The following is an 18,492-nucleotide window of genomic DNA, read 5'->3' as shown; positions in this document are numbered from 1 at the left end:
TAAGGGAGAGCCTGATGAATGGGGATATCAAGGTCGTCTATGCCGACTGTGAGGCGATGGTCGCGGCCTTCAAGGAAGGCACCGAGCATCTCCAGGATGTGATGACCGAGCTCCAGAGTATCGCCAACACCATGAGCGATGGCGCCCTACTGGGACAGGCGGGCACCACCTACGTCGAGCTGATCCGTAATCAGATGAGCCCCTCGCTCACCCGCCTGACCGAGAAGTTTACTGAGCTGGCCGGCGATGTTCAGAAGGCTATCGATCTTCAGCGCGCTGCGGATGAGAGCGTCGCGGGTTCGATGGGCTAGCGTAATCGGAGGAGTTATGTCAGTCTTTATGGATGTGCTGATCAGTCTTGCCAAGGCTGTCCTTGAGAAGGTGCTCTCGCAGCTAAACAAAGTGATCGCCGATATCGCTGAGCAGGGGCTTGCTCCGCTCCAGCGCCTGGTGCAGGGCGAGGTCGAGAAGGTCTGGCGCGGTAAAGGGGCGCAGGCCTTTATCGATGAACTCTCGTCGATCTTTATCCCCGGTGTCGGCCGTGTCTCCGATAATCTGACCAAGTTGCACGGCGATATTCAGTCGGCTCGTGACCGCATTGAGCAGGCCGACCGTGAGGCCGATCAGATGATCCGCGGGCGGCTTGAGGAGAAGGCTCGGTTCTTCTAGCAGACACGAAGGAGATGCTGCAATGGACGATGATGAGTTCTTTATGGACCCCGACGGGGTACGCAATATCGCCAAGATTCTCGATGGGGTGGCCGACTTTTTTACCGTCGTGGTGAAGACCCTCGACGGCATGCTCGCCATCCTCAAGGGCACGGCCTTTATCGGTCGGGTCGGCGGCGCGGTCTGGATCGCGTTTATCGAGCTGATCAAGCCCTTTATCGAGGAACATCTCGTCGAAAAGATCAATGAGCTGAGCAGCGATGTCAGCCGAGCCGTCGACATGCACGAGGGTAAGGATGTCGAGGGGTCGCGCTTCTTCACGCCGTCGAGCTGATTGGTTCTAGCGCAATACCGCAGAAGTAACGCGGTGCGGCGTCGCCCGGCGGCTGAAGCCGCGGGCTCTTGTGTAACGGATGCCGTCCGCGCGGCCTCAGGCAGGCCGCGCAGGCGGCCTTCGTAGAACCGTAGCCCGCCCGTTCACGGGCCGGGCACGCGCAGAGTAGAGTGACAGCGTTACTTCTGCTCTACTGCGTTCTAGCCTTCTGGTGTAGCGTGAGCGTGATTGCCTCGCAGCTCGCGCCGCACCATGTGAGCGGGCCGGGATATTTTATGCAGCAGCATTGTCTTGAGTGCCGGAAGACGAATCCCAATCAGAATACCTTCTGTCAGCGTGCCACATGCCCCGCCGAGCAATCGCCTTGGGTGCTTGAACCCGGCGAGTGGATCGAGAATCTTGAGATTGTGCGCGTCGTGCTGATCGGGCGCGCCGCGACAATCTATCAGGCTCGGCGCAACAGCCAGTTGGTTACCTTGAAGGTGGCCCACCCGGGCCAGCGCTTTAAGCAGCACCTGGAAGATGAGGCGCAGTTTTTAAAGTCGCAGCGCAAAGATCGGCTGGTCTACCTGCCGCTGCTACTCGATCCGTATACGAAGGATGCGCAGAAAAGGCTGGTTCTGTCTGAAGATGACTGGTCGTATGGGCGTGCGGCCATTCACGACACGCTGCTCTACTTTCTGGTGTTTGAGCATATTGAGGGCGAACCGCTGCGCGACCTGCTCAGCAAACGCCCGCAGCTCTGGTCCTACCACGCCGGTTGGATCACTCAGAGTATGGCGATTGCGATCCAGGAGTTGCACGAGTCGCAGCTGCTCCATCTGGCGATTTCCGACGAGAGTGCGCTCGTTACCTTCGACGGCGATGATGTGCCACGGGTGGTGATGATCGACTTTGGCACGGTGCTGCACAAGGGCGACCAGATCTCAGATAAGAGCTATCAGCTGGCCCAGTCAGCCTACAGTGCCACAGATCTGCGCCCCGGCAGCACGTCATCACCTCACGCCGACCTCTATAGCCTGGCGATCTTGTTCGCCCAGATGCTGCTCGGCAGTCTGCCCGCGTCTACGCCGGTCAACATTCCGTCAATGTCGAAGCTCTCGGCAATCATCAACCGTGTGCTGACGGCGCAGATCTCGAGCGCCGCTGATTTCACCGCTGAGCTAAAGCAAGTGTTTGGCGTCGTTCCTGAGCCACGGACCAACCGCTGGCTCACTGGCGCGACAACTCTGCATGTCACGATCGCGCTGCTCGGGATGACCTTTCTCGCGCTGGTTGCCCTGACGCTGTATAACGCCTTTATGCTCTGAGCCATGATAGATACTCATGCACCTTCTGCTCAAGCTGCTGCCAGCAGTACGCCTGAGCAGCCAATCGCCGTTGATCGCCCGCCGCGCATCCAACCGCAGCTGCCTCTCGGCGAGGTGGAGATCCCACCGCCTCCCGATCCCTTCCCCGAAGGTCAGGCGCGCCTGATCCAGATCGGGTTGCCCCTGCTGACGATCGTCGGCTATGTGATGGTCTCATCGTTCGGCGGCATGTCGCGCAGCCCGCTCATGATGATCCCAATGGCGCTTTCGGTGCTGGCGTCGAGCGCATTTGCGCTCTACACCTACCGGCGCGAATCGCGCCGGCACGCCGAGTCTGAGCGCGAGTATAACGATCGGCTGGTTGCGCTCACACGGGAGATGCACGATGGGCACGAGCAGCAGCGCCGCTTTTATGCCTATAACTACCCGGATCTGGCTGACCTCAATGGCCTAGTATATGCGAGCCGTCAGACCGCCAGCATGCCCCAGCGCGATCTCCGCAGCCCGATCCGCCTCTGGGAGCGGCGCAGTAGCGATCTCGACTTTGCGGCCATCCGGCTAGGTGTTGGGACGCTGCCCGCAACCCGGCAGTTTGTCTTTTCGGGCCACGACAAAGAAGAGACGCCACAGGTGCGTGCGGCCCGCAAGCTGGCCGATGACTCGCGCTTTGTCAGCCAGATCCCGGTGATCATCGGGCTGCGCCCGCCGCTTGAGGGCGAGAGCGACTCGGCTGTTCCCGATGCGCCCCAGATGCAGATCCCCGCCGGCCACGCCATCGCCCTCGTCGGCGAACCTGGCGACGACTCGGCCTCGGTCTACGCTTCGGCCCGCGCGCTGCTCGTGCATTTTGCCGCCTTCCACGCCCCAGTCGAGGCACAGGTCCATGTCGTCGCCGCGCAAGAGCAAGAGTGGGAGTGGCTGCGCAATCTGCCCCACGCCCAGGGCGAAGGTGGCACCCAGCATCTGTTTATTGCCGCGCTTGAGGAAGATGAGAACGCCAACGGTCGCCAGAAAAAGGTCGGGGTTGATGAGCCGCCGATTGACCAGTTTCTTGACCCGCTGCGGCGTACCCTCTCACAGCGTCGTATTCGTATCGCCGATGAGCATTCATCGAGTAGCGACCAGGACTCGCCGCGCTTGCCATTGCTCCTCCTCGTGATCGATCTGTTGAATCCGCATAAACTGATTAATGCGGTGCTGAATAATGCGGCCGTCGCGATGGCCATGTCTGAGGGTGCGAACCTGGGGGCGGCGGTTCTCTTTCTCGTGCCCACACGTAGCCAGGTGCCCGATGGCTGTAGCGCCGTGATCGAGATCGCGCCTGCGCCAGGAGGGGCTGTCTTCCGCTATGCTGAGACTGGGATCAATAGTGTGCGCTATGTCGGTGCCGCCGACACCCTCAACCGTGATGCTGCGTCGGCGATTAGCACCATGATGCGGACAATGGTGCTCCAGCGTAGCGCCAGCACCGCTCTGCCGCGCACCGTACTTCTGCGTGAACTCGATACAGGGTTCCGCATGCGCGGCGGCTCAAGTGTCGCTGAGCAGGTGGCGCAGATCGCACGCGAGCGATGGGAGGACTCGACTAAGCACCCAGGCCCGCTCCAGGTGCCGATCGGTCTGCTGGTCGGCGGCAAGACCCGCGTGCTGACCCTGGATCGCTCGCAGGATGGCGTTCACGGCATGATTGCGGGCAGCACTGGCTCTGGCAAGTCGGTACTGCTGGCCTCGATTGTGGCCGGGCTAGCCCTGAACGCGAGCCCGACGATGCTGAACTTTGTACTGATCGACTACAAGGGCGGTGGCACCTTCAACGACTTTGAGCAGCTGCCGCACTGTGTCGAGACGGCCACTAACCTCGCGCCCGAGCGCACGGCGCGCATGTTCACTGCGATCCGGGCTGAGATCAGCCGGCGCCAGCGGGTGATCGGCGCGGCGAAGGCGATCGATGACAAGATCGAAAATATTCTCAAATACCACAGCTCTGCCTTCCAGGAGAAGAATCCGCTGCCTTTTTTAATGATCATCATTGATGAGTTCGCCGAAATGCTGGCGGCCAATGATGAGTTCAAATCGCAGCTTGAGCAGATTACCCGTGTCGGTCGCTCGCTCGGCGTCTTTCTGCTGCTTGCCTCGCAGAGCCCGCGCGGCGTAACCGACCAGATGCGCTCGAATATTACCTATCGTATCTGCCTGCGCGTAGAGCAGCGCGAAGAGAGTAATGAGATTTTGCGCCGCGATGCGGCGGCCTTTCTTCCGCCTGGGGTCTCGGGACGCGGTTACCTCCAGGTTGGTAACGATGAGATCGAGCTTATCCAGGTCGCCTATGTTGGCGAGGAGGTCAGCGATGACGTGGCGCTTGATGCCGATGTTCTCTGGGAGGAAGATATTCGAGCCTGGGGCGAGCCCAAGCAGTTCGCCAGGGTGCTGATCGAGACGCTCAGCAACACGGCCAAAGCTGATCGGATTGCCGCTCAAGAGCCGCCGTGGCCACCCTTCTTCCCCGACTACCCGATCTTGTTGACCCAGGAGATTTTCGCGCCGGCGGTGCGTGACAAACAGGCCGCCACGAGCACGCCGCCCGAGCAGGCCGAGCACTGGCGCTCGCTGCGCTCGCATTTCACGCATGATCAGTGGCTTAACTATGGCGCGAACCAGTCGGCGCTCAGCCCTGCGGCCGCGCTGCTGATGCAGACGACGGACACAGCGCTATGGGATGATCAGCGTTCTGCCGCTGTCCCGCGCCCAATGATTGGCGTGATCGATGATGCTGAGAATGCGCGTCAGGAAGCACTTACCCTCGATCTCCAGCAGGGCCACACCTTGATCATCGGCGCGCCCCGTAGTGGTAAGAGCACACTGCTGCGCACAGCGGTGGTGAGCCTTGCCGCCGCCCATAGCTCGGCCCATGTGCATATCTATCTGCTCGATCTGAGTGGCACCGCCGGACTCCAGTCGCTTGAGCAGCTGCCGCACGTCGGTGGCCGGATCGATAGCACCGATTCGACTTTCCTGCAGCGGGTTGACCACCTGCTGAGTGAACTGTTCACGGTGATCGAGCAGCAGCGTGCCGAGGCGACCAAACGCGCCGAAAACGCTCGGGCGAAAGCTGCTGAATCTGCCCCCGCCGAGCGCCCCTGGATTGTGGTGGTGATTGATGGCATGGCCGCGCTCAACCGCGAGATGCAGCGCAACGTCGACGCGGCAGATGGGCTGATGAGCCGATTCATGGAGATCTTGCAGAATGCGCGTGATGCGCGCATCCGCTTTGTGATTGCTGCCACCCAGACCCAGGATGTCCCCGCCGGGCTAATGCAGCACCTGAACCAGAAGCTGGCTCTGCGGCTCAATGATCCGGCTGACTACCGCGACCTGATCGGGGTGCAGGTGCGTCAGCTGCTTGAGGCACCAGGCCGTGGTGTGCTCGCGCGTAGCGGGCGGGTGCTCCAGTTCCAGGTCGCCCTCGCCGCCGCGCCGCGCACCGACCTGACCGAGCCGAGCGATAGCGCATGGATCGCGCAGTTTGTGCAGCGACTCGCGTCTGCGCCTGAGATGAAGCCCAGCCCCTTCCGCATCGACGCGATCGCCGACAAGATCAGCCTCGACAGCCTGCTTGCGCCGGTGCCCGCCGACGCCCGCGGGCTGCCCGCCGACTGGAGTGGCGCGCATATCGCCTGGAACTGGCGGCAAAGTCTGGAGCAGATCGACTGGCCGAAGGTGCGGGTGGGCGTGCTGCCCGGCGGCGCTCCTAGAACTCTATGGTTTCATCAGAAGCAAGACGGTGTCCACGCGATCATTGGCGGCGGCACTGGATCGGGCAAGTCGGGCCTGCTCGCGACCCTGGTCACCAGTTTTGCCATTCATTATGACCCGCGAATTCTCCATCTGGCACTGATTGACTTCAAGGGTGGGGCTACCTTTGACCCCTTCCGGCATCTTCCGCACTGTGTCGATTTTGTGACCAACGCCCGCCCCGCCGATGTGCACCGGGTCTTCATTGCGATTGATGCAGAGATTAAACGTCGAGCGAATCTGATAAAGGGTGATCGCGACGACATTGTGAAGTATAACCAGGCTCAGATGGGCGCTGGAAAGCTTGATGAGATCGAGCCGCATCTGTTTATCATCATTGACGAGTATATGGAGTTGGTGAAGAGCAACCCCGCCTTCATCCCAGAGATCGAGAAGATTACGCTGCTTGGTCGCTCTGTCGGGGTGCATTTGATTATCGCCGCCCAGCGGCCCGAGGTCAACGACCAGATGCGGGCCAATATGTCGCTCAAGGTGGCGCTCCATGTCGATGACCCAGATGCCAGTCGCGAGCTGCTGCGGCGCACCGATGCCGCCCATCTGCCGCGCAAGCCCGGCCGTGGCTACATCCAGGTGGGCCTGGTGGGGCAACTCAGGCTCTTCCAGGCGGCGCGTGTCGATGAAAAGGTGGACAAGGATGATACTGCGGCGATCAATCTGTTTCGTAAGTATGCCGAGTCACCAGCACAGGATGATCTGCCGAGCCTGGCCCAGCACATTATCGACCGCGCCCGCGATCTATATTATGAGCAGCACGGCGCGGCGGCCCGCGAGTTTGCGCCATGGCCGCCGCAGCTGGCCCACCCGCTGGGTGCCGAGCAGATAATCTACCCGCGCTACTTCACCGGCCAGAGTGGCGCCGCACCTGATGCAGCTGAGCTTTTGCGCATAGCGCTGAGTGAGCTGCGAAACGGACGACAGGCACTCACGCTCGCCGAACCCCCGCTGCGTGCGGTGGTTGGCCTGGTCGACGACCCGCAGCGTGGACACCAGGATCGTCTGGTGATCGATTTGAATAAGGGTAATCTGATCATGTTTGGCGCGGCAGGTTCAGGCAAGACCTCGTTCTTGCGCGTGCTCGCCGCCAACCTGGCTGCTGAGCATCGGGTAGGGCAATTGCATATCCACCTGATCGACGCAACCGGGCAGCGTGACACCAGCCTTCAAAAACTGCCCCATACGGGGACGTGCATTATCGACGATGCTGATGTGCTCGATCGGGTCAACCAGTTTGCCCAGTATCTCTATGACATCATCACTCGCATCCAGAAGGAACGCCAGCAGCAGGAAGCCCCTGCGGGTCAGGCGCAGCCCATGCATGCGCAGGACGGGCCGGCGCTGGTGGTGCTGATCGATGGTCTGAGTCAGCTCTTCGAGTTGCTTGAGGAGCAGCCCGGTGCACTCGAACGCGACGGGATTGTTACTCGCATGCTTGGTCTGTTTGATATTGGCCCGTCTATGCGAATCTGGTTTATTGCCACCGATAGCGAGCCTGATCTACGCCGTGAGCGCAAGATCTACCGACGCTTCCCTCAGCGCATGGCTCTGCGCCTGGGTAATACTGCCGACTATCAGCCTGCTATCCAGGTGAGTGTCAGCGATACGATTGATTGCCCAGGTCGTGGCTATATCAGTGGCCCTGATCGCAAGCCGCTCCCGATCCAGATGATGCAGCTGGCTGATGTCTCGAATGCCACGTCGCAGCTTGGCGCGGAGCTACGGGCGCTTGAAGCGATCGGAGCGAGCTTGACCCAATCATCTGCTGTGAACGTGGGCCCGCAGCCGCTGCGCCAGGCAGCGCTGGGCCAAAGTTATATGATGCGTACAATGCTGCGTGAGCGCTGGTCATTGCAGAGTAACGATCTGACTGTATTCATGCAAGAATTGGAGCAACGGGTGCGCGCTGGCACCGTGGCCATCGATCAGGCTCGGGTTGATTGGCTTGCTGCATGCGTTGGCCTGCGCTCGGGCAACCGCCCGGCCGACCTACGGTTTGACCAGCAGCAGTCTGGCGTCCACGCGATGCTCGCTGGCGGCACTGGCTCGGGTAAGTCGGAGCTGCTGCGCACGCTGGTGCTTGATCTGGCCCTGCGCTACCCGCCCGATGTGCTGAACTTTGCGCTGGTTGACTTTAAGGGCGGCGGCAGCTTTGAGCCATTTAAGGATCTTCCCCACTGTGCCGAATTTGTCACAAATCTGGATGCCGCCGCCGTCGAGCGCTTCTTCCTGGTGCTTGAGGCCGAGATCGCGCGCCGCCAGGATCTGAATAAGCAGAGCGGCTGTGACCATATCGTCGATTTCCGGCGCAAGCGGGTGACGAATGGTGCCGACTGGGAATATGCACAGGAGCACTACCCGCACCTCTTTGTGATTATCGACGAGTATACCGAGCTGATCGAGAAGTACCCGAGCAGCCGGGATCGCTTGGAGAGCCTGACCCGGGTCGGTCGCTCGCTGGGCATTTCGCTCGTGCTTGCGGCGCAGCGCGCCGCCGCCGTCACCGATGAGATGGATGCCAATATCAAGCTGCGGATCTGCCTGCGTGTCGAGCAGCTTGAGACGAGCAAGCTGCTGCTACGCCGCCCGGATGCGGCCCTCCTTCCACCTGAGACGCCTACCGGTCGCGGCTACATCCATCAGGGCGGGCGTACCCTCGATCTGGTGCAAGTGGCCTACCCGAGCGGCCCAGCCGATCTGATTGAGAATAGCCCGAAGGGCAGTAAATCTGAGCAGCCTCCATTCTTCGCACTGGTGATCGGCGTGTTGGACAAGGTGTACGACGCCTTTGTGCCGCGGCTCTGGCCCGCGCCACTCCCCGACGCAATCGACCTCGATACGCCAGTCCTGGATGGTATGCAACCCCAGCCAATCACCCTTGTGCCCGCGCTCGCCGAGTGGCTCCAGGGAACGCGCACGGGCTGGCCTGCGACTGGCCCGGCTGCCCCAACCCCGCTAATCGGCTTTTATGACGCACCTGATCGGCGCGAGCGCCGACCGCTCAGCTTTGAGTGGGATCATGTCGCCGTGTTTGGACAGCCACGCAGTGGGCGCACCACGCTGCTTCGCACACTGATTATGAGTCTGGCTGGCACCTATGCGCCGCAGCAACTCCACCTGTATATCGTGGATAGCGGCGGTAGCAACTTTGCCGATCTCCACGACGTACCCCATATTGGTGCGATTATTGGGCGCAACGAGCCAGACTTCGATGATCGGCTCATCCGGCTGGTTAACGTGCTAGAGGATGAGCTCCAGCGCCGGCAGACTGCCTTTAAAGCGCTCAACTTCGCGGCGTATCGAATCCAAGAGAATGCTGATCTGCCGGCAATGCTGGTCATGATCGATGGTGTGGCAACGCTCAAAGAGCGCTACGAGTCGCTGCTGCTGCGGCTTACCGAGATCGCCCGCCAGTCGGCGCGCTATGGCATTGTTCTGGCGCTCACTGCCACGGCAATGAGCGATATCCCCGGCGTGCTTCGCGAGCAGGTATCGCGTAAGCTGGTGCTGGCGATGGAGAAGGCCGAGAGCTATAAGGATCTGCTCGGGGTTAGTGCCAGCACCTTTAGCGCCACCCCCGGTCGCGGCTATATTGTGCTTGACTTGCAGGCCCGTATGTTCCAGATTGCGCGCCCGCCTGCGGATCTGAGGCCGATCATTGATGCCCTGCGCGCCGCTGCCCCGAAGGTGGGGCTGGCCGCACCGATTGAGACGCTCAGCACGCGCTATACGGTTGATACGCTGCGAGACACGCTGCGGGACGCGCTGCCCGCCGAGACGCCGCTGGCGACGCTCCAGATCCCGATCGGTTTGCGCGACCGCGACCGGACCCCAGCGCTGCTCGACACCGATGCCGATGGGCAACACATCGTCGTCGCCGGTGAGCCTGCGAGCGGGCGAACAACCACCTTGCGCACGATGATTCTGACCCTGGCTATGCGCTACGCGCCCAGTCAGCTGCGGATCGTGCTCTTTGATCCGAGCCGTAAGCTCGCGACTGAGGCAAACCGGATCGCCGAGCTGCCCCATGTCTATCGGCGGCAGGTGCTCGATGATCCAGAGCTGCTGCTGCCGCTGCTGCGTGAGCAGGAGCAGCGCTGGCGAGCTGGCGACGCCCGCCGGCTGGCAGTGGTGATCGACGGATTTGATGAGCTGATCGATGAGATCAGCAACAATCGCCAGATCAAAGATGATGCGAAGCGCAACCTGATCACGCTGGCTAAGCGGGCTGGCGACTATGGTATCACCCTGATTGGCAGCAGTGGGTTGCGCATGATCAGCAATGATCTCTACAAGGCTGTGCGTGATAGCGCTCAGGGTGTCGCTCTACGTTCCGAGAATGCAATCGGCTTCCTGGGTGGCCTTGCTCGCAGCGACCAGCGGCTACTCCCAGCTGGTCGGGCCACCCTGGTGCTGCGCAAGGTGCGCGGCGCGGCGCTCCAGATTGCGATCACTGGCGTCGGGCAGCCCGAGGACTACGCCGCGCTGGTCGAGCAGATCATCGCACGCTACCCCGAGGCAGCCGATCTTGACACCTCGCCGGCAGTGCCGCCGCCGGTGGCACCGCGCGACTCGGTCGCCGCGGCCCAGCTGACACTGCTGCGGCGCGGGCTGCGCCAGCTGCTCGATGTGCTCATTCAGCAGAGCCAGCCACTGGACCAGGCCGAGATCCAGCAGCTGCTCAGCGAGTACCACGCACTCTCTGCCGAGCCTGACGCTGCGCAGCGCGAGCAGATGCTACGCGCGATCGGCGTACTCACGGATCCGCAATGGATCAAGCTGGAGGACGGCCTTCGCCAGATCTTTGTCGATGACGTGCGAGCGAAGTGGCTTGCTCTCCCGCTCTCAATACTGACGGATCTGCTAGAAAAGCAGCTACAGCCCTGATACGCACTGTGCGATATGCGAGTTGCCGAGCAAACCCGTAGACAACACAGTAATCATATAGTGAGCTTCCTATGAGCATCCCAAGTAATCGTGTTGAACTTAAGCTCAACATCCTCGGGCTACACACCGAGAAGATCTGGGTGCGCGCCACCCTGAGCCAGGAGTCACTTGTCGCCGCGATTGTGAAGCGCTTTGGCGACCAGCTGCTGCTCGATTCGGCCGAGCAGTACGCCCTGTTTCGCAGCGGCGAAACCCAGCCCACTTCGGTGCCATTCGGGCAGATCCGCAATACGCTGCACTTCTGGGAGCGCCGTGAGCTGCCGACCGGTACGCGTCGCCCCAGCGGTCGGCTGGTGCTGCTTGACATGCACGGGACACGCTACCCAGTCAGCTGGGTACCTGGCGTGATCGGGCGTGAGAGCAAGGACCAGCGTCGCCCCCAGGCGGTGGCGCTGCCCAGGCACGCGCGCTACCCCCAGCTGAACGATACCACCTCACGCTCATACTTGATCATCGATCAAGGTGAAGATGGTGCCTTTACGGTGCGAATTGACGGCGACTCTGGTGACAAGCCGGCGTTGCTGCGCAAACTGCATCCGACCTCTGCCGGGGCTGGCCCGCACGCCTCGCCTGAGATGCCCATAGATAGCAACGCCTACCCGCTCAGCGATGGCGATGCCGTAGTGCTAGTGAATGGCGCGATCACGCTGACCGCCCGGATCATTGCGCCGCGCGGCGCGACAACCTGAGCGCAGAAGCTGGCGGCCCGCTCGCGATTCGTTTGTACGCCAATGACGTCCTGATGCACAGCGATCACGCTGTTATCTGCAATCTCTCATCTGCAATCGTACTAGCTAGAGGTCTCGCGATGCGCTGGTCCCGCCGATTTCTGCTGATCTTGCTTGCTCTGACTCTCCTCGCGGCTACGCTGCCCGCCCGTGCGCGGGCACAGGCGCAACCGCAGATGATCGTCCTACAGACTGTGCCGCATGCCGAGGCTGACGATCAGCAACTCGGCCTCGACATCTACTTCTCGCTCCGCCAGGGCGATGGCACCCCGATCACGCTTGGTGATGCTGACCTAGCCGATCTGGGTGAGATCCGCCTGCTCAATGGGTCGCAGAACATCAGCCTCGCCCAGATCAGTCCGGCCACCGGGCCGATCCGGATCGCGCTGGTGATCGACGCGAGCGGGAGCATGCTAAGTAGCATCGATGCGGTGCGCGAGGCGGCCAAGAAGGCGATCAATCAGGCTCCAGACAGCGCGCTGATCGCGGTCTATGCCTTTCATAAGCTCGATGTTGAACAGCCGCTGCTCCCGATCCAGGACTATACGCAGAACCACCAGCTTGCCACGCAGGCGCTCGACGCGATTGCCCCCAGAGAGGGCAACCCGACCTGTCTCTACAACGCCGCCTTCAGTGCGACTACCCAGCTGAGCCAGGCCGCCGCCCAGACCGACCGGCGTGCGATCATTCTCTTCACCGACGGCAAGGATGACAATGGCAACGGAGGGCCGTGTAGCCAGCGCAGCGTCGAGAATGTGATTAGCGGCGCACTGGATGTGTCAACGCCGATCTACACCATTGGCCTGTGTAAGAGCCCGGCCTGCGCAAACCTGAACGCCGATGTGCTGAGCGAGATTGCCGATAAGACGAGGGCGATCTCGCGCTATGGTGTGTTGGATGAGATGGAGGGCCTGTTTGGCACGGTGATGGATCAGATCAATGCCCAGTGGCTGGCGCAGGCGCGGGTGGCCGCGATCCAGGGTGAGAATAGCGCCACCCTGACTATTCCGCGCAGCAACCAGCAGACACCGCTAGTGGGCAGCCTAGCATTCGACTCGCCGCGCGACTTCTATGCGGTGCCGAGCTTTCAGCTGCGGGCGCGCTATCTGGCCGACCAGGATGTCTATGAGCTAAAGATCGAGGCCCGCAACACCCAGTCGCTTCAGGATGTGCAGATCGAGGCATGGGCCGAGAATAGCATTGTCGCCGAGATGGCGGTGCCGGCGGCTGAGCTCGATCAGCCGATCACCTTTCCGACCAACGATCTGGCGGTCGGTCAGAAATACAATTTTCTGCTGCGTGCAACCGATATGAGCGGGCAGCCTTTTAGCGCGCTGCCGCCGATTGTCCGCAATGACCCTGAAGTGCTGGCGCAGAGCGGCGAGCTGGCTGCCTACCGCCCCGCCTTTAGCTTCACGATTGAGACCGTTAGCACCGACTGGAAGCACAAGGAGCTACAGATCAAGCTGGCGATCGAGAATGCGCCGGGTACGAGCGCCCCGATCTTTAGCGGGTATGTGAGTGCAAGCGACGGCGAGGTACTGCGCTTTGATCCGCTTGTCCCAGATCGTGACAATCAGTTGATCATCGATCTGGCCGACGAGCGGGCATTTCGCCGCGCCGCCAGCGATCATAAGCCCCTGCACCTGATCGTCTCGCCAGAGAATAAACCGGGGGCAGAGTCGTCAGAGCGTGAGTTTACCCCGCCGAGCCCACCGTTCGAGGCCATGCCGTGGCTGATCGGCACGACGGTCGCGCTTCTTATCGCGCTGGTGTTCTGGTTCATTCTCCGGCGGGGCAAGAAGCTGCGCCGTGAGGCCCGGGGTACCAAACGCGATTACGATCCGCACGATCCGCCTTCGGGGCCGATCGGGCGGGTTCAGTCGCCGCCCTCTGCGAAAAAAGCGGCTGAGGAATCACCGTCAGACAATACGCTGCCCGTCTTACGCCCGCTTCAAATTATGCTGATCAGGCCCCCCGAGCGCGCCCAACAAACCCAGCGCAAGTGGACGGTGAGCGAGAGTCAAACCATTGTCGGGCGACTCGCGACCAATCGAGTCAGCATCGTCGATCAGGGCGTCTCAAAAACACATCTTCAGATCGACATGGACGGGCACGCGGCATGGACAATCACTGATCTCAATAGTAGTAATGGAACCTTTGTCGGCTTCGCGGGTGAAAACGGCACTGTGCCGGAAGCAACATGGAAGAAACTCACGCCAAAGCAGGCCTATCCGATCAGCAACGGGATTCGGGTGCGGCTTGGTGAAGATACCGAGATTGAGCTACGGATTGGCTGATCTGTCGAGGAGAGGCGTAGCGTGATCATTCCCTCGCCCAATGCTATATCGACATTCCCACGATTACCGAGGTACGTTATGGCTCGTACGCTTTTCATTGGTGCCCTGCTGGCGGTGCTGCTGCTACCGATGCGCCTTTTTGGACAGGAGCAACGTCCGGTCACAATCGTTGCGGTCTCAACCGACGCATTCCCGATAATCACAACCACGGTGCATACAGCGCTCGCATCGGCCGGCGATGCTCCAGCCTTTACGTTGACGCTCGCCGACAAGGAGCTCCCGTTGACCGCAAGCGCGCCGGTGCAGGTGCCGATGATGGTGAGCGTCGTCGCCGACCTGAGTGATGGTATGCGACCGGCCATGTCGCCCGGGCTGACCCGGCTCGATGTGATGCAGCAGCGGCTGAGTGAGCTGGTCTGGCGGCTTCAGGCCGAGCCAAACGTGATGAGCCTGGTGCTGGTGGGCGATACGGTTGAGCTGGCCCACCAGCAGACTAGCGATCTAGGCGGGGTCGATAATACGGTGGCCAATGGCAACCCGGCCTTCCCCTTCACGCTGGTAGTGCGAGATCAACTCGTGGAGCCATCAGGGGGTCTGCTTCAGGAGGGGCTGGCCCGCGGGCTGGCCCAGTTCGATAGCGCTGAACCGACCCAGCCGCGGGCGCTGGTGCTCTTCGCCTCCGGCGATTCCTGGCAGTCGACCGACCTGCTCACTATTCAGCCCGCGCTTGAGGCCGCGCGCCGCGAGCGCCCGGTTGAGCTGCTGATTGTCGGATTCGGCGGCGATTCAACGACCACGCCACTGCGCGCGGCGGCCGCACAGATGGGCGCGACCTACATTCACCAGGATGACAGCGCATCAGCCGAGCAGAAGGAAGCGCTCAATGCGGCATATGCCACGCTGACCGCGCTGGGCCACTACACCCAGCTCAGCGCGGTCGCCGACGGCGTGCCCGCCGGTATGGCCACCCTTCAGGTTGTGTATGGCGACGCCAGCGCCGAGCAGGAGATTGACGTGCCCGCCCTTGCCCCGCAGGTCGTCCCGCTGTTTGTAACAGATCATTTTCAAGATAGCGTGCGGATCGGCGTGGCCCCGGTCTTCGCCCAGGGGGCGCTCAATACAGTTACCTACCTGCTCGACGGGCGCAGCCTGAGCGTGATCGGCCAGCCGCAAGATGATCTGAGTATTGTCATTAACACTGCGGACGAGACATTCCAGCAGCAGTATCCGCCCGGCCAGCAGCACGAGCTGGTGGTGGCGGTCACCGACGCGCAGGGCCTGGAGAGCCGCAGCAAGCCGGTGCTGATCACAGTGCTCAGCCCCTCACATTCGCCGCCTCCGCGGGGCCTGATTGTGGGTGGAGTTGTCGCAGCCATATTCGCAGGGATGCTTTTCTGGTGGTACAAGACGACCCAAATACCCAGTGGGAACAGGCAAAGTAGAGGGGAAGATCATGCCGACACCGAGAATCCGGGCGGCGGGCAAAGGCCCGAACCTGATGTGACACGCCCACAGGGCGACCGAGGTGATGGACCAACGGTACCACAGGGCGACCGAGGTGATGGACCAACGGTGCCCCAAGGAAACCGTGGCGATAAAGAACAGACTACCGACCCTTCCAATTCGAACAACACGACCTATGGGGCCTGGGAACTGGAGTTCCTTGAGGGGGTTGAGCACGGGTCTGAGCTACTCACGCCTACGCGTGGCACCCGCTATGAGATCGGTCGCGTGTTTATTGGTCAGCAAATGGCGCCGACCCATATCGCAGTGGCAAATAACCAGGTCTCGCGGGGTGGCCACGCAATATTGACCCTGAAGGCGAATGGCAACAAATTACTCCTGAAGGTCAACACCGCGAAGAATCCAGTCTATCTGGGAGAAAACCAAGAGCGCGAGTTGGCTGTTAATGACGAAGAACCACTCAGTCATGGCGACATTTTCTGGCTGAGCAATGCAGTCAAGATCCGCGTGGTGTGCAAGAGGTAAGCTGATGGCTACGGATCAGAATGAATGGTCGCCGCTACAAGCTGGTGATCGGGTCAGTACCGAACAGCGATTCGAGATCATTCGCGATCTGAAAGCGAAATCGGGGCAGTCTGTCTTATATCTGGCCCGCCTGGTGCAACCGCGCATGTTGCTCAGCTATCAGGTGCTTGATCAGCTGCTCCTGCTGCTCGGCGAGCCGCGTTGGCTGTTGAAGTATACGCGGGTGTTTGTGCTAAAGGTCGCAAAGCCTGGTAAGGAACATAACCTGGCCCGCGAACTGCGCTTCCTCAAGCAGATCAAGGTCGATCATCTGCACCTGATCCGCCTGTATGAACACCCGGCAATGCCAGCGACTGCGAGTGGGGTAGAGCAGGGGGTATGGCCCATCCGGGTAGCAGGAGTTACCAACACGAGCCAAACGCTTCATGCGCTCGCCTTGGAGTATCTGGCGGGCGGCTCGCTGATCAATCTGATGAAGGTTTATGGTGGGCAGCTGCCGCCGGCGCTGGCGATCGAGGTTGCGCTCCAGGTGGCCGACGGCATTCAGAGCCTGCACGACCATGGGATTATCCATCAGGATCTTTCGCCGGGCAATGTTGTGCTGCGCCGACAGCTCTCACGGGTCTGGCCGCGGCGACCTGAAGCGGTCTTGATCGACCTCGGCGTGGCCGACACCCTAGAGGCAGATGAACGCTTTGGCCGCAGCCCCTATGGCAAACAGATCTACCTTGCGCCTGACCGCGCTGAGTATCCTTACCTGCTTCACCCGCCGGCCGATGTCTTCAGCCTTGGTGCGGTGCTCTACCACATGCTGGCGGGTAGGCCCGATGCACATAAGACCAGCAGTAGTAAGAGCACCGGCTGGACACGCACCGACTTCCCGCCGCTGCGACAGAAGGTGCCACATGTTCCAGCCGAGCTAGGCGATCTGGTGATGAGTGCGCTCGACATCGATTGGCAGGCCCGGCCGAGCCTCGACAATATGCGTGATCGGCTGCGGGCGCTGCCCGATGTCCGCCTGCCGGGGCGGGCGCTCGGTCCAGGGCGAATCATTGATAGGATTGCAGTCGCCACGGCGATTGCCCTGGCGCTGCTGGTGATGGTGCTGGCGATCAGCCAGCCATGGTCACACCCTGGCACGGATGTCTTTCCAACTGTTACCCCGCTCCCGGTGACGACGACCACCATTCACACAACCCCTACGTCGCTCCCGCTCGCTACGTCGACGGCAGTTCGTTAAGCAGCGCGTTCTTCAGTATGCAGATCGGACCCTGGCTATGATACAGATCACTGGCGCGTTTGTCTCGGAGCGTGGGCAGCGCAAACGAAATGAAGATCGCGCGGCCTGGCAGCCTTCTGGCAGCGGGGACTATATCGCGATTGTCGCTGACGGGATGGGGGGCGGGGCTGATGGCGACTTCTTCAGCAATCGGGCTGTGTCGCGCATGATGTCTTCTTTGCTCGGCACCCCCAAAGATGCAGACCTCCAGCAGGCGCTTATTGCCGCTGTCGAGAGTACTGCCGCTGATCTGCTGGAGCAGCGCCTTGCGAAGCCCGAATATTCCCTAAGTGGGTCAACCCTCTGTGCCGCGATAATCCGCCCGGTAGAAACAGAAGACAGCGCGCAGGTCTGGCTGGCCTGGGTCGGCGATAGCCGGATCTATCGGGTTGAGCGCGGCGGTATGATCGAACTGCTCACCGAAGATCATGTTTACGCCCGTCAGCTACGCGAGGAGGGGAAGTCGCAATCAGAGGCGGATGCGCACCCAGAGGCCGCTCGGCTGACTTCATCGCTTGGCGACCGGCTAAGCCTTGAGCCGCGCGAGCGTTTTTTTGCTACGACAACGCTTGGCCCCGGCGACCGGCTGCTGCTCTGCTCGGACGGTGTCTCAAAGGTCCTTGATCCGAATCGCGCAGAGCTGACCCGGCTGATCGTCCGGGGGACGAGTGAGGAGTCCGCCAGGGCGATCGCGAATAGCGCACTCGCTAACGGCTCGCGCGATAATGTCACAGCCCTGGTGGTGTCTGTGGCAGCGGCGAGGCGACGACCAGGGGTTCCGCTCATCGCATCGATTGTTGGCCTGGCGCTGCTGCTGCTGATCCTGGCTGGAGCGCTGATAGTTAAGCCTGATCTGTTCGCCGCGCCCGCGCCGACAAGCCCGCCGGTTACGAGCCTGGCAACGACCACGGTGCAGGATACCGCCTCGCCGACCAGTGTGCCGACGCTGGGGGCTGCAACCTCGACGGCGGCACCCTCGACGACGCCGGATCCGACGCCGACGCCCACGGACACCCCAACGAGTACGCCCACCCGGACAACACGACCGGTGACGCGGACGCCCACGAATACCCCGGCGCCAACCGAGGGGACGACCGTGGCCCCGCCGGTCGAGACGACTGTGGCCCCG

Annotated in this window: 10 protein-coding genes; all 10 read left to right on the top strand. The window is 61.5% G+C overall.

Annotated elements, in window-relative coordinates:
* Positions 1-14 precede the first annotated feature (14 nt).
* A complete protein-coding gene (locus K2Z83_RS19730; RefSeq protein ID WP_220596905.1) occupies positions 15-311 on the top strand; it encodes a WXG100 family type VII secretion target in 297 nt (98 codons plus the stop codon).
* Positions 312-339: 28 nt separating this feature from the next.
* Entirely contained in the window at positions 340-669 is a 330-nt protein-coding gene (locus K2Z83_RS19725; RefSeq protein WP_220596904.1) for a hypothetical protein, read from the top strand.
* A 22-nt stretch (positions 670-691) separates the two neighbouring features.
* Positions 692-1,003: a hypothetical protein gene (locus K2Z83_RS19720; protein ID WP_220596903.1), complete on the top strand. Its 312-nt coding sequence runs from the start codon at positions 692-694 to the stop codon at positions 1,001-1,003.
* Positions 1,004-1,221: 218 nt separating this feature from the next.
* Positions 1,222-2,313 carry a serine/threonine-protein kinase gene (locus K2Z83_RS19715; protein ID WP_220596902.1) on the top strand — a complete coding sequence of 364 codons (1,092 nt, stop codon included), beginning with the start codon at positions 1,222-1,224 and terminating at the stop codon, positions 2,311-2,313.
* Positions 2,314-2,316: 3 nt separating this feature from the next.
* The gene (locus tag K2Z83_RS19710; protein ID WP_220596901.1) at positions 2,317-11,007 is read left to right on the top strand and encodes an FtsK/SpoIIIE domain-containing protein; all 8,691 of its coding nucleotides are present in this window, start codon (positions 2,317-2,319) and stop codon (positions 11,005-11,007) included.
* Positions 11,008-11,078: 71 nt separating this feature from the next.
* Positions 11,079-11,756 carry a hypothetical protein gene (locus K2Z83_RS19705; RefSeq protein WP_220596900.1) on the top strand — a complete coding sequence of 226 codons (678 nt, stop codon included), beginning with the start codon at positions 11,079-11,081 and terminating at the stop codon, positions 11,754-11,756.
* Between the two features lie 119 nt (positions 11,757-11,875).
* Positions 11,876-14,095 carry an FHA domain-containing protein gene (locus K2Z83_RS19700; protein WP_220596899.1) on the top strand — a complete coding sequence of 740 codons (2,220 nt, stop codon included), beginning with the start codon at positions 11,876-11,878 and terminating at the stop codon, positions 14,093-14,095.
* Positions 14,096-14,173: 78 nt separating this feature from the next.
* Positions 14,174-16,084, top strand: coding sequence for a hypothetical protein (locus K2Z83_RS19695; RefSeq protein ID WP_220596898.1), 1,911 nt, complete (start codon positions 14,174-14,176; stop codon positions 16,082-16,084).
* Positions 16,085-16,088: 4 nt separating this feature from the next.
* A complete protein-coding gene (locus tag K2Z83_RS19690) occupies positions 16,089-17,324 on the top strand; it encodes a protein kinase (RefSeq protein ID WP_220596897.1) in 1,236 nt (411 codons plus the stop codon).
* Between the two features lie 37 nt (positions 17,325-17,361).
* Positions 17,362-18,492 (top strand): PP2C family serine/threonine-protein phosphatase (locus tag K2Z83_RS19685; RefSeq protein ID WP_220596896.1); only part of this gene is annotated, 1,131 nt, incomplete at its 3' end.

It is taken from the genome of Oscillochloris sp. ZM17-4, from assembly GCF_019599295.1.
GTDB lineage: Bacteria > Chloroflexota > Chloroflexia > Chloroflexales > Chloroflexaceae > Oscillochloris.
The sequence above is the reverse complement of the archived record's forward strand: the minus strand, read 5'-3'. Positions and strand labels throughout refer to the sequence as shown.

Bases quoted from the DNA above. Each gene is read 5' to 3' on its own strand.
- K2Z83_RS19730 (WP_220596905.1), top strand. From the start codon at position 15: ATGAATGGGGATATCAAGGTCGTCTATGCCGACTGTGAGGCGATGGTC.
- K2Z83_RS19725 (WP_220596904.1), top strand. From the start codon at position 340: ATGGATGTGCTGATCAGTCTTGCCAAGGCTGTCCTTGAGAAGGTGCTC.
- K2Z83_RS19720 (WP_220596903.1), top strand. From the start codon at position 692: ATGGACGATGATGAGTTCTTTATGGACCCCGACGGGGTACGCAATATC.
- K2Z83_RS19710 (WP_220596901.1), top strand. From the start codon at position 2,317: ATGATAGATACTCATGCACCTTCTGCTCAAGCTGCTGCCAGCAGTACG.
- K2Z83_RS19705 (WP_220596900.1), top strand. From the start codon at position 11,079: ATGAGCATCCCAAGTAATCGTGTTGAACTTAAGCTCAACATCCTCGGG.
- K2Z83_RS19700 (WP_220596899.1), top strand. From the start codon at position 11,876: ATGCGCTGGTCCCGCCGATTTCTGCTGATCTTGCTTGCTCTGACTCTC.
- K2Z83_RS19695 (WP_220596898.1), top strand. From the start codon at position 14,174: ATGGCTCGTACGCTTTTCATTGGTGCCCTGCTGGCGGTGCTGCTGCTA.
- K2Z83_RS19690 (WP_220596897.1), top strand. From the start codon at position 16,089: ATGGCTACGGATCAGAATGAATGGTCGCCGCTACAAGCTGGTGATCGG.